The sequence below is a fragment of the Cutibacterium avidum 44067 genome, from assembly GCF_000367205.1.
Lineage (GTDB): Bacteria > Actinomycetota > Actinomycetes > Propionibacteriales > Propionibacteriaceae > Cutibacterium > Cutibacterium avidum.
In genome coordinates this window covers 967180-979663 of the sequence record NC_021064.1, presented here as the reverse complement: position 1 = coordinate 979663, position 12484 = coordinate 967180, and the positions used below count along the sequence as shown (strand labels likewise).

Annotated in this window: 10 protein-coding genes; 5 read left to right on the top strand and 5 right to left on the bottom strand. The window is 63.0% G+C overall.

The features are described 5' to 3' along the window. Positions 1-207: 207 nt before the first annotated feature. Positions 208-1071 (top strand): PP2C family protein-serine/threonine phosphatase, encoded by an 864-nt coding sequence (locus tag PALO_RS04510; RefSeq protein WP_015582596.1) that lies wholly within the window; start codon positions 208-210, stop codon positions 1069-1071. A 21-nt stretch (positions 1072-1092) separates the two neighbouring features. Further along, positions 1093-1320 carry a DUF3107 domain-containing protein gene (locus PALO_RS04505; RefSeq protein WP_004811072.1) on the top strand — a complete coding sequence of 76 codons (228 nt, stop codon included), beginning with the start codon at positions 1093-1095 and terminating at the stop codon, positions 1318-1320. A gap of 92 nt (positions 1321-1412) precedes the next feature. Here PALO_RS04505 and PALO_RS04500 read toward each other — a convergent pair whose 3' ends face one another. Beyond that, the gene (locus tag PALO_RS04500) at positions 1413-1979 is read right to left on the bottom strand and encodes a hypothetical protein (RefSeq protein ID WP_177166475.1); all 567 of its coding nucleotides are present in this window, start codon (positions 1977-1979) and stop codon (positions 1413-1415) included. Positions 1980-2228: 249 nt separating this feature from the next. On the opposite strand from PALO_RS04500, the gene PALO_RS04495 reads away from it, so the two are divergent. Continuing rightward, the gene (locus PALO_RS04495) at positions 2229-3854 is read left to right on the top strand and encodes a DEAD/DEAH box helicase (RefSeq protein WP_015582594.1); all 1626 of its coding nucleotides are present in this window, start codon (positions 2229-2231) and stop codon (positions 3852-3854) included. Between the two features lie 65 nt (positions 3855-3919). Here PALO_RS04495 and trpS read toward each other — a convergent pair whose 3' ends face one another. From trpS to PALO_RS04480, 3 genes are all read right to left on the bottom strand, one after another. Continuing rightward, positions 3920-5011 (bottom strand): tryptophan--tRNA ligase, encoded by a 1092-nt coding sequence (trpS, locus tag PALO_RS04490; RefSeq protein ID WP_015582593.1) that lies wholly within the window; start codon positions 5009-5011, stop codon positions 3920-3922. 145 nt (positions 5012-5156) lie between these two features. Next, on the bottom strand, positions 5157-5954 hold the full coding sequence (locus PALO_RS04485; RefSeq protein WP_036902472.1) for a PHP domain-containing protein: 798 nt from the start codon (positions 5952-5954) through the stop codon (positions 5157-5159). Between the two features lie 59 nt (positions 5955-6013). Then, the gene (locus PALO_RS04480) at positions 6014-10624 is read right to left on the bottom strand and encodes an NAD-glutamate dehydrogenase (RefSeq protein ID WP_015582591.1); all 4611 of its coding nucleotides are present in this window, start codon (positions 10622-10624) and stop codon (positions 6014-6016) included. Positions 10625-10777: 153 nt separating this feature from the next. Between PALO_RS04480 and PALO_RS04475 the strand changes: the two genes are divergently transcribed. Then, positions 10778-11251 carry a DUF2505 domain-containing protein gene (locus PALO_RS04475; protein WP_015582590.1) on the top strand — a complete coding sequence of 158 codons (474 nt, stop codon included), beginning with the start codon at positions 10778-10780 and terminating at the stop codon, positions 11249-11251. Between the two features lie 28 nt (positions 11252-11279). Here the strand turns inward: PALO_RS04475 and PALO_RS04470 are convergent, their stop codons facing one another. Continuing rightward, positions 11280-11777, bottom strand: a complete 498-nt coding sequence (locus PALO_RS04470) for a DUF6912 family protein (RefSeq protein WP_004811057.1) — start codon at positions 11775-11777, stop codon at positions 11280-11282. Positions 11778-11956: 179 nt separating this feature from the next. Between PALO_RS04470 and PALO_RS04465 the strand changes: the two genes are divergently transcribed. Continuing rightward, positions 11957-12481, top strand: coding sequence for an Rv3235 family protein (locus tag PALO_RS04465; RefSeq protein WP_015582589.1), 525 nt, complete (start codon positions 11957-11959; stop codon positions 12479-12481). The last annotated feature ends 3 nt before the right edge of the window (positions 12482-12484 follow it).

Below are 12484 nucleotides of genomic sequence, written 5' to 3'. Positions count from 1 at the left end.
CAGCAGTCATTTCCTGGTCTCATCGGCCCACCATGTGAAAGGGTGGAAGAGCTGTCTCACCCCCATGAGACGCGTCCGCATGTTCGTAGCTGGTCATAAACCTCGTCGGTAGACATGGATCTACCGCGATCGCCACACCACGTCGAGCGCTGCGCCCGGATTCAGCCGGAGCCCTGCGGAGAACAATTACCCAGCCTGAGGACCTTCATGAATGAATCGGACCAGTCATCGGCCGAAATCGTGACGCCCGATACCCCCGCCATCTCGCGAGTGGACCTCACCGAGCGAGCTGCAGCTCGTGGAGATGTTGCCTGCGCCTCACACATCGGACTACGTCATGAAACGAACCAGGACGCGGCAGCCCTCGGCATCGACAGTTCCGGGCGTCATATCGTCCTTGTCGTCGCTGACGGCGTCTCGTCCACCGATGGTGCTGAGGAATGCGCCAGAATCGCATCTCACACCGCGCGCGATTACCTGACGGCGACGATGGACCAGGGGATGCCAGCCAACGACGATGACATCGTCACCCTCTTCGAGCGAGCCTTCCGAAAGGCGCACGAGGCCGTGGTGAGCGCATCGCGTCCGATTGGTGCGTGCACTCTGGCCGTCGCCGTTGCGACACAAGAACGCATTGTCGTGGGCAACATCGGTGACACCCGAACCTACTGGTTCCCTGATGACGGTGGCTGTGTCCGACTGTCCATCGATGATTCCATGGCCCAGGCACAAATGGACCTAGGAATGTCTCGGGAAGAAGCAGAGGCGGGGATCGGCGCCCATGCCATCACGAAGTGGCTCGGCGCCGCCGCCACCGACCTCGCTCCCCGCGTCATGGCCTATCAACCACAGCATTCCGGATGGCTCCTGGTGTGCAGTGACGGATTGTGGAATCACGTTCCCGATCCGGACGACTTGACCACGCTCGTCACTGATCTCGCGGGCACGGTGCGAAAAAATGAGCAGGGTCGTCCCGACCCAGCAGATCTCGCGGCCGGACTCATCGCGCACGCCAACACGTGCGGCGGTCATGACAACATCACTGTGGCGCTGTGGCGCCGGGACGCTTGATCCAACGGTAGATTTGTCGTCATGGAGATCAAGATCGGCATCGTCAACACTGCAAGTGAAGTCAGCATCGACGCTCAAGAAAGCGCTGAGTCCATTGAGCAGCAGCTCAAGGACAGCCTCAGCCAGCCCGACGCCGTCCTCACCCTGACGGATGCCAAGGGCCGCAAGGTTCTCGTTCCCGCCCGTGGGATCGCCTACCTCGACCTGGGGCAGCCCAACAGCCGTCAGGTCGGGTTTGGGACTCTCTGAACTCGGTCACGGTTGAACGTCATGGCAGCTTCGGGTCATTCCGGAAGCTGCCATTGTCACCTACCGCTCGAGGTCACTCGCCGTTTCGTCAATCACGGTTCGAGGCCGAGATCAATCATGCGTTCGTCATGGACGTTCAACACACCAGCCATCACCTCATTGATGAGGTCGAGATCATCGAACTCTCCCCCACCAGCTTTCGTCAGGGCCGCGGTCAGCGCCTGATGACGGGCAAAGAGCCGTTGGGCCACCGACAACACCTCTCCCACGAGACGTCGTGCGAACAGGGATTCTGCCGATTTGTCACGTTGCCCGGCGACGATGTGACGCATCACGGCATCCCATCTCACGCGGCTCCCCGTACCGCGACCGAGCCACGGGCCAAAAGACCCGCAGGCCGGACGAAGTTCGGGTGCGAGATTCGGCTCGACCCGGTCCAGGAAATCGGCGATGAGATCAACGACGATGTGGTCGCGCAGCAACACCTGGGACCAAGACCGGGAGGGCACGTACTCCTCCACGGACCCGATGAGGGGTTCCGTCTCTACTAGAACCGTGCGATCCGTCAGATGGGTTCTGGCTTCGGCCAAGATCTGCTGAATCTCAGCACTGCGATCAACGATGAGGAACCGTTCGGACAGGCCGGGAGCCAGGACCATGCCGGACACCGTTGCGGAGAATCCATGCAAGGCACAGGACGCTGCGACGGACCAGAAGATCGTCACAACCGAGGAGTCGTCGGGGTTCGTGTCGTCGATGCTCACGCCAACAGGTTAGAGGGTCGACGGCACTGGAGGTAAGATGGCTGGTGGTGTGTCGACCGCGTCACCTCGCAGGTCCACACCGCACGTGACATCGTCGCGGAACAGAGTTTCGCGCGACGACATCACGAGGAACGACTACGAAGAATGACACAGGGCCTTGACGGGCCCACGCACGAAGAGGCCAAGACACTGACCGAGACCACTATTTCCATTTCCACCTCTTTCGCCGATCTCGGCGTCCGAGAAGACATTTGCCAGGCGCTGGAGGGGGTGGGGATCGTCTCTCCCTTCCCCATCCAGGCCATGTCCATCCCGATTTCCATTCAGGGCACCGATCTCATCGGCCAGGCCCGCACGGGCACCGGCAAGACGCTCGCCTTCGGCATCACCGTCCTGCAGCGCATCATCCTGCCCGGAGATGACGACTGGGAGGAGTTCGAGCACAAGGGCAGGCCCCAGGCACTGGTGATGTGCCCGACCCGGGAGCTAGCCCTCCAGGTGTCCAAGGACATCTCGACCGCCGCCTCGGTGCGCGGCGCGCGAGTCCTCACCGTCTATGGCGGCGTCGGCTACGAACCACAGATCGACGCGCTGAAGGCCGGGGTCGACGTCGTCGTCGGCACCCCCGGACGTCTTCTGGACCTCTCCCAGCGCAAGGACCTCGACCTGTCCCACGTGCGCATCGTCGTTCTCGACGAGGCTGACGAGATGCTTGACCTGGGCTTCCTGCCCGACGTCGAGAACCTCATCGGGCGCACCCCGACCTCTCGCCAGACCATGCTCTTCTCGGCCACCATGCCGGCACCGATCATGGCTCTGGCCCGTTCCCAGCTGAACCGTCCGGTACACGTGCGTGCCGAGGGTGCCGATGCCCAGGCCACCGTTCCGGATACCCAGCAATTCGTCTACCAGGCCCATCCGATGGACAAGATCGAGGTCATCGGGCGCATCCTGCAGTCCCGCGATGTCGAGAAGGTCATCATCTTCTGCCGTACCAAGCGCACCTGCCAGCGTCTGGCCGACGACCTCGACGACCGTGGCTTCAAGGCTCGGGCCATCCATGGCGACCTCACCCAGGTCGCTCGCGAAAAGGCCCTCAAGAAGTTCCGCAGCGGCGACGCCACCATCCTCGTCGCCACCGACGTCGCTGCGCGTGGCATTGACGTCACCGGGGTCTCCCACGTCATCAACCACGAGTGCCCCGAGGACGAGAAGACCTACGTCCACCGTATTGGCCGTACCGGACGTGCTGGCGCCAAGGGCGTGGCCGTCACCCTCGTTGACTGGGCTGACGTCACTCGCTGGAACCTCATCAACAAGGCACTGGACCTCGAGATCCCCGAGCCCATCGAGACTTACTCGACCTCCCCGCATCTCTACACCGACCTCGACATCCCGGAAGGTACCAAGGGCGCTTTGCCCGGCGCCGAGAAGCGTGAGCGTCATCACCACAAGCGTGACGACAGGCACGACGGCCACCGCAGGCATGGTGATCGCAGTGGGGGCCGTCGTTCCCGCGAGGATTCCAAGGACGATGACACACCGCGCCGCAAACGCACCCGTCGCCGCAACGGCACGGTGATCCGCGGTGGCGACGAGGTCGGCAGCGCGCACGGCAGGCATGAGGCCAAGGAACACAAGAAGTCTCCCGAGAAGGACGCTGCTTCCACCAAGGAGCAGGCACCCAGGAAGAAGGCCAGCACGAAGACCGCTGGCGACAAGGGGACGGCCGCCGTCCCGCGCCGCCGCAGGGCACGTCGGTCCCTGTGAGGTTCGGTCTGAACACAGGACGAGGCACGGACATGATGTCCGTGCCTCGCTTCATATCACCAGATTCAATAGACCATCCTCATGGCTGTCCGCACCTCAGCGAGAGTCTGGTCGGCGACGGCGTTGGCACGCTCATTTCCTTCCCGGAGCACCTCGCGCAGGTGGCCCTCGTCAGCGGCAAGTTCAGCACGACGCTCACGAATCGGGGCGAAGTAGTCGTTGAGGGAGGCGGTGAGACGCTTTTTGAGGGTACCCGAACCACCGTCACCGATTTCCTCGGCAATGGCAGCGGGATCACCGTTCTCGCACAGGGCGGTGAGCAGCAACAGGTTCGAGACCTCAGGACGGTTCTCCGGATCCCACGTGATGTGGCGCTCGGCGTCCGTCTTGGCCTTCTTGATGAGCTTGGCGGTCTGATCGGCGGTCATGCCGATCTCAATGGTGTTGCCCTTCGACTTGCTCATCTTCGTGCCATCGAGACCCAACACATGCGGGGTGGCGGAAAGCAGCGCCTCCGGCTCGGGAAAGACCGGCTCAGAGGCATCCGCTCGCCCGTACCTCTCGTCGAAGCGACGAGCGATGACGCGGGTCTGCTCGATGTGCGGCAGCTGGTCACGGCCGACCGGGACGAGGTTGGCCTTGCAGAAGAGGATGTCGGCAGCCTGGTGCACCGGGAAGGTGAGCATGAGACCCGACATCGGGCGGTCCGAGGTGGCCAGCTCGTCCTTGACAGTCGGGTTACGACGCAGCTCCGCGTCGGTCACCAGCGACAGGAAGGGCAGCAGCAGCTGGTTGAGGGCAGACAGGGCCGAGTGGGTGAAGATCGTGGTACGGACCGGGTCGACACCGATGGCAAGGTAATCGGCGATGTTCGACATCACATTGGCCTGCAACTCGCCGACGCCGTCACGGTCATAGATGACCTGGTAATCAGCGATGACGAGGAAGGACTCAATTCCCTTGTCCTGCAGACGCACCCGATTGGCCAGGGAGCCGAAGTAGTGACCGATGTGGAGACTTCCGGTGGGACGATCCCCGGTGAGAATCCGCCATTTCTCGGGATGGACGGCCAGATCGGTCTCAACCTTGTCACTGCGGGCCCGCGAGCGCGCCAAGGTGGCAGCGTTCGATCCGATTTCGGAGACGTCGCTGGTCATCGAAAATCCTTCCTCGCCGCCCTCCTCGGCGACGAGGCGACGCCGCCGGGCAGGGCGGCTGTCACATCGTCAGTGCCGCACGCAGCGACGCCACCACGAGGTGGCATTCGCAGGTGCAATCGTCATGTCGGTCACTGTAGCAGTCTCACCGGACGCGAAGAACTCCACCACGCAGCTGGATCCTCGTCACGAGCTCTCGATAGGCGGTCTCACGGGTGAGATTGCATCCCAGCTCGTGGTCCTTCTTGCCCGAGCCGTGGTAATCGCTCGCGCCGGTCCGGACCAACCCGAGCCGTCCTCCCAGATCGAAGAGCATACGGCGGGCTGCCTGGTCGTGGTCCTGGTGCTCCACCTCGATTCCGTCGAGCTGGTGATAGGCGGACAACGACGCGATCATCTGCGGGGTGAGGACCTGCTGGGCTCCCCTGCCCCACGGATGTGCCAGGACGGCGACGCCGCCGGCATCGTGGATGAGGTCGATGCCCTCTTCCAACGCCACGCTGTGCCGTGGAACATAGGCGGGCTTGCCGTCAGCGAGCCAGTCTCGGAAAGCCTCGTCACGGTCTTCGACGTAGCCCTTGGCCACCATCGCGTCCGCTACATGGGGCCGACCCAGGCTCGAGGCCGAACCGGCAGCTCGATGGACGTCCGCCGTCGTCACCGACATTCCGACCTCGGCAAGTTTCTGACAGATGGCGTCCAGACGCCCAACTCGCGAATCCCGCGTGATCTGCAGCTTTCTGCCCAGAGCTGGATCGTCAGGACGCGGCCCGTAACCGAGAAGGTGAACGTCACGACCACCAACGTGGCACGTCATCTCGAGGCCAGGAAGCAGCCGGACACCGAACCGCTGTCCGGCTGCCTGAGCCTCCTCCAGCCCATCGAAGGTGTCATGATCAGTCAGGGCGATGACGTCCAGACCGCTCGTGGCAGCCCTCATCACGAGGCGGGTCGGGGAATCCGTCCCGTCCGAGATCGTGGAATGGGTGTGGAGATCAATTCTCACTGCTTGGCCTCCTGGCCCACGGAGGACCGCAGGTCACTGACCATCACGACGCAGTGCGCTAGATCCGGGGTTGTCGTCATCGCTTCAACAATACGTCCACCATCGACCAGAACGTTGGCCGTTCCAATCTCAAGGGCCCGACGCGTCGCCTCGGACATCACCTGAAGGAGATCCTCGCGGAGGCTTGCCCGCACTCGGGCATCCGTCGGACGGTCCTGGGGAAGCTGTTCGACGAGATGGGTCAGGCGGGTCATGTCCACCCTGCGCGCCAGCGTCAGGTATGCCTCGGCGACTTCGTCGAGAGGATGACCTTCGTCAGAGATCTCGACAACGCTCAACAGCACTGGGCCCCAGTCGTGAGAGGCGACCACAGCGGCATCCGCACGATCAAGTCCCAACTCGGTGACACCGTCAACCTTCTTCTGCCACTCGTCGGCACTGTCGCCCAGCAAGTCGGAGAGCTTGTCGACGAGTTTCGCGACGCCCGGACGGTAGGTCTCAATCGCGGCAGAGATGTTGTCCGCACCTCCGTGGTTGAGGAACCACCTCGTGGCGTCCATGGCGAGATCTCGAAGAGCGAGCCTGATCTCGGCAGTACGGGCTGCGTCCAGTCCGAGATGGGTGAGGTTCGTCTCCGCCCTGCCCAGTCCGAAGACCGATCGGGCCGCCAGCTGGCAACGGATGACCTGAGCGATGTCTGCCCCGGTCTGCAGATGCAAGCGGTGGAAGGCCGTGATGCCCTGGGAGTCAACGAACCTGTTGACGGCTTCGGTGGTGATGATCTCCCGGTGCAGCCGGTGATCTGGCATCCGATCAGCGAACCTCTCACGCAGCAGCGGCGGGAAGTAGCCCACCAAGCGATCCGCCACGAAGGGATCTTCCGGAAGATCCGTGGCCAGCACGGCATCGCACAGGGCGATCTTCGTCCACGCGAGCAGGGTGCACAGCTCCGGGCTGGCAAGGCCCTCCCCTGCGGCCATTCGACGATTCATCTCAGCGGTCGACGGCATGGTGTCGACGACGCGATCAAGATGGCCAGACTCCTCGAGTTCGCACATCCAGGCTTCCAGAACTCCAGGAGTCGGCCCGGACGGGCTCACCGCATTGGCCAGCGCGAGGTTCTGAGAACGGTTGTGCCGCAGTACCAGGGTAGCGACGTCGTCAGCCATGGCAGGCAGGAGTTCGTCGCGTTCCTCGGCGCTGAGGCGGCCGGCAGCCACTTCGGCATCAAGCAGGATCTTGATGTTGACCTCATGATCAGAGGTGTCGACGCCGGCAGAATTGTCGATGAAATCGGCGTTGATTCGGCCACCGTTTCGGGCGTACTCGATGCGACCTGCCTGCGTCCATCCCAGGTTTCCGCCTTCGCCAGCAGCCCTGGCCCGCACCTCCTTGGCCGTGATGCGAACCGGATCATTGGCTCGGTCGCCGACCTGGGCGTCGGTCTCACTCGTGGCGCGTACGTAGGTTCCGATTCCGCCGTTCCACAGCAGGTCAACCGGAGCCCGCAGGATCGCCGAGATGAGATTGTCAGGGGTCATCCTCTTGACGGAGCCGTCGATGCCGAGGGCCTCGCGCATCTGCTGGCTCACCGGAATCGACTTCAAGGTGCGATCCCAGACGCCGCCGCCCTCGGAGATGAGGGACGAGTCGTAATCGCCCCAGCTCGAGCGCGGAAGATCGAAGAGGCGACGACGCTCCTGCCAGGACGCGGCAGGATCCGGGTTCGGGTCGACGAAGACGTGACGGTGGTTGAAAGCTGCCACCAGCTTGATGTGCTTGCTCAGCAACATGCCATTGCCGAAGACGTCACCGGACATGTCGCCGATACCGACGCAGGTGAAGTCGTCAGCCGCCTGGTCGATACCCAGGTCGGCGAGATGCCGGGTCACCGACTCCCAGGCGCCGCGGGCCGTGATGCCCATGGCCTTGTGGTCGTAACCATGGGATCCACCCGAGGCGAAGGCGTCACCGAGCCAGAATCCGTGCTCCGCGGCAATTGCGTTCGCGGTGTCGGAGAAAGTGGCAGTGCCCTTGTCAGCGGCCACGACGAGGTAGGGATCGTCCCCGTCGTGGCGCACCACGTGGTCAGGGGCGACGACCTTGCCTTCGACGACGTTGTCGGTCAGGGACAGCAGCGACGAGACGAAGATGCGGTAGCACTCCTTGCCTTCCTCGGCCCAGCCCGCGCGGTCGGTCGTGGGATCGGGCAGATGGGCGGGAACGAAGCCGCCCTTGGCGCCCGCAGGCACGATGACCGAGTTCTTGACCATCTGGGCCTTGACCAGGCCGAGGACCTCGGTACGGAAGTCCTCGGGACGATCCGACCAACGCAAGCCTCCTCTCGCCACCGCACCGAAACGCAGGTGAGTTCCGGAGACCCTCGGCGAATTGACGAAGATCTCGAACTTGGGTCGTGGGGCTGGGGCGAAGTCGAGCTCACCCGGGCGCACCTTGAAGGCCAGCGCTCGGCGATCCTTCTGCCACCAGTTGGTGCGGATCATGGCCTTGATGACGGCATGCATCATGCGCAGGATGCGATCGTGATCAAGGGAGGCGACGTCGTCCAGATCAGAAAGGAAGGTCTGTGACAGTTCCTCCACCTTGGCCAACCGCTCGGCTCCGGCATCGACCCCGTCATCGTAAGCCGACGGATCGAACTTGGCCTCGACGATCCTCACGAGGTCGCCTGCCAGATTCGGGTTCGCCCGTAGTGTCTTCGCCATGTAGGTCTGGGAGAACGGACTACCAACCTGCCGGAGGTAACGAGCGATACAGCGCAACATAGCCACCTGGGACCAGGACAAGCCCGCCTCGGTCACGAGGCCCGAGAAGGTGTCGGATTCGCACTCCCCACGCCAGGATGCGGCAAAAGCCTCGGTGAAACGATGTCGCTCGGATTCCTTCCACAGCTCGCCGGGGGCCTGCAGGCCAAGGTCGAACAGCCAGATCTCCCGACCGCGCAGGACAATCCGGTGCGGATGCTCATCGACGATCTGGACGCCGAGGCTCGACAGGTGCGGCATGACCTGGGACAGCGTCATCGGCGCGTGCTGGTTGAAGATCTTGAGGCGCAGGTCGGAGGGATCGGCCGGATCATCCGGACGGTACATGACCAGGCCCAGGTCATCCTCAGCCAACCTGTTGAGCAGTTCGAGGTCCAGAATGCCCTGCTTGGCCGTGAATTCCTGCTTGTACTCGGGTCCGAAGTCAATTCCGCGTCGGTCACTCTCAATGCTGCTGGCCAGGGCGATGAACTCGTCATCCCAGTTCGAAGTGGCGTCGGCGAGCTCTGCCTGCAGTTCCGCGTCATCAACTGGAGGAAGAACCTCACCGTCAGGGACCTTGGCAGTCAAGGTGATCCTGACCAGGGAGGACTCACCCATCATGATGGTCGAGTCGAACTCGACCGCGCCGGTCCGCTTGGCGACGATTCCCTCGACGACGCCAACAGTGCTGGCGTCGAAACGGTCGGTCGGGACGAAGACCAGCAGGTGGAAGAACCGACCCCACGGACCGCGGCGGACCAGTGCGCGAAGGCGCTGCTTCTCGCGCAGGTCGACGATCGTCATGATGAGTGGCACGAGCTCTTCGGCCGAGGCCTCGAAAAGGGCATCACGTGGGAACTCAGCGATGGTACGAATGACCGCCTTGCCGCCATGGGAGTTGGCTCGGTATCCCGAAAGTGCCAGCACGCGGGAGGCCTTGGCGCGGAGGACCGGGATGTGCGTCACCGACTCGGTGTATGCGGCCGACCCCAGCAGACCGATGAAGCGGTGCTCAGCGACGACGGTGCCGTTCTCGTCACGGATTCGCACGCCAACGTAATCCCGGTATCCATTGCGCTGCACGGTGGAACGAACCGAGTCCTTCGTGACGACGATGGTGGAATGATCCTCGCTGTGAGGGATCGCATCGAAGCGCGGCCCGTCATCGGTGATGCCCAGCCGGGTACCGGGTACTGGCGTCATGGTGTCCCCGTCGACCCGGAACTCCTCGTAGGACAAGTACATGAAATGGTCATTGGCCAACCATTCCAGGAGCTCACGCGTCGAGTCACGATCATCGGAGCGCCCTTGGGAGGCACTCACCAGCTCAGCGGTCCGCAACATCGCCTCTTGCATCGCCGCCCAGTCGTCCGTGGCCCGAACAACCTGGTCAAGGCAGCTGTGAAGATCCTCATCGAGCTGCTTGGCAGCCTTGCCAGTGTCAACACCAATCGGCGCCGTGGCATCAATGTGAATCCAGGACTCCGGCTCGCAGCCCTCGCGTCCGGGAGTTCCGACACTCTCAACAGCTCCCTCGACGTTGCGCTTGACACCGAAAATCGGGTGCCGAACGTCCTCAACTCGCCACCCATGACGAAGCAGGCACGACACGACGGTGTCGACGAGGAAGGGACGGTCATCCATGACGACCTGCACCGAGTTGACCTGACCGTCAGACCACGGCGGATCGATACTCACGCCGACGCGAACCGGTCCAGGCTTCACGGCAAGCTTCATCTGCCGTTCCATCGCCTGACGAATCACCTCTTCACAGCAGTGATCTCCAGCGGCGTGCTGCTCCAGCACCGATGCCACGAGAGCCGGGATGACTTTCTCCATCTCTGACACAATCAGGTTACCTTCGTCATGGTCACGGGGCCACCTCAACGTGGTCCTCAATGAGAACTCTACAAGGGTCTACGCCTCTGCGTGAACCACCACGCATAGGTCGTTTTGCGAGGCGCGCCGCGAACATCCGGCATCATGGGTGACATGGACATCAATTCACGGGCCCATTTCAACGCAACCCCTGATCAAGTCGTCACCATGATGACCGATCCGGCATGGTGGCAGGACGTCCACCGACGCGCCGGGGCCACCACCAGCAATGCCGTCATCACGGGGGACTCGTTGAGCCTGGACGTGGCCGTGCCCGCTCCCAGCCAGGTGACGAAGTTCATCGGCTCCACCCTCACCGCCAAGCAGACCTTGTGGTGGCAGCCCGCCAATCCCGATGGATCGCGGGAGGGCTCCTTGCAGATCGTTCCTCAGGGCATGCGGGCGAAGGCAGACGGACACGTCTCCGTGCGTCCCGACGTCACCGGAACCGAGGTCGTATACACCGGTACCTTCACCGTGTCGGTCCCACTGGTGGGCAAGAAACTGGAAAAGGCCGCGGCCCCGCACATCACTCAGGCCTTCGACATGCAGCAGCGGGCGGGCGACGACTGGTTGGCCTCCCACTGAGGCCAACCCCACCCGTCGCGGCGGTCCGTCACTCCAATCCGGGGAAACCCTCGGGGTCGGTGTCGGCCGCCGGAAGCTCCTCGGTGATGTCATGCCAGGACAACTCGTGCTCACCGATGAGAGTCTGAACGGTGACGTCATTCCAGGCATCGTCGATGATCATGCCCTTGACGGCTGCGGCAGCATCCTTGGAGTCGGCGTCGTCATCGTCGGCAAACCACGCCGTGATCTGCGAGGGCTCGAGACGGGTCAGTGTCACTCCGCCGTTGTCGACCTCTTCGTGATCGGCAATTTGCTCGGCAGGGACATGAGCGACGAGAACCAGTCGACGACCGGTATGGGTCAGGCCCCACACCGAACCGATGACCATGGCAGCATGTTCGGTTTCCTCGGGATCAGTGACGTCGAGGATGACACGAAGCTCCTCGGTGACCGTGAAGGCCGTCACCTGTTCTCCCGGCGCAGCAACGAGCTCACGAGCCCGTTGCGCATTAGTTGGGATGAAAACGATGGTGGACGTCGACAATTGAACCCTCCTTGGCCAGCGTGACCCCTGATGCATCGTCCACGGTACTCAGATGCGGACGGGAATCATATATTGGCTCGCGCCGTCCCAGATGACGGCATCGTTAGCTCACTCGAGTTTTCCACAGATTTGCGCATCAACCCTTCCCGAGGAAGGCCGCGTGCACTGTTCTAGAGGCCATGACGACCACATCAGCGCCCATTCCCCTTGATTCGGCCCGGCCACATCATTCGGACATCTTCCTGGAGCTTGATCGGGACTGGTGGCCGGACGAGTTGCGCGTCGTCTCGTCATCACCGGTGACGAGCGCCGTGGAAGGCAACACAGAGGCTTACCGACAGGCTGTGCGACTGACCCGGGCAATCCACATCATCATCGTGGAGACGATAGCCGGGCGACGCCCCATGAATCAGCTCATGCGAGCATCCAGCCCTCGTGCTGCGGCAACCATGCGCAAATGGCCCCGGGGTCCTGGCTGGAGCCGTATGCTCCTCGTCGGCGAGCCTCAAGTCAGTTTTGACGACGACCACGTGGACGGGGTCGGCCTGATCGATCTGCGTGGCAGGCGGCTCCCGTTGGCCACGAACCTGGTTCAGCACGGTGGTGTATGGCATCTCGACGCGGTCGAGCTCGTTCTGAACCCCAAAGTGGCCGCGCTCCTCAGCGACAAGCACATCACGCAGGAGGCCGTCGGTATGGCGTGACGA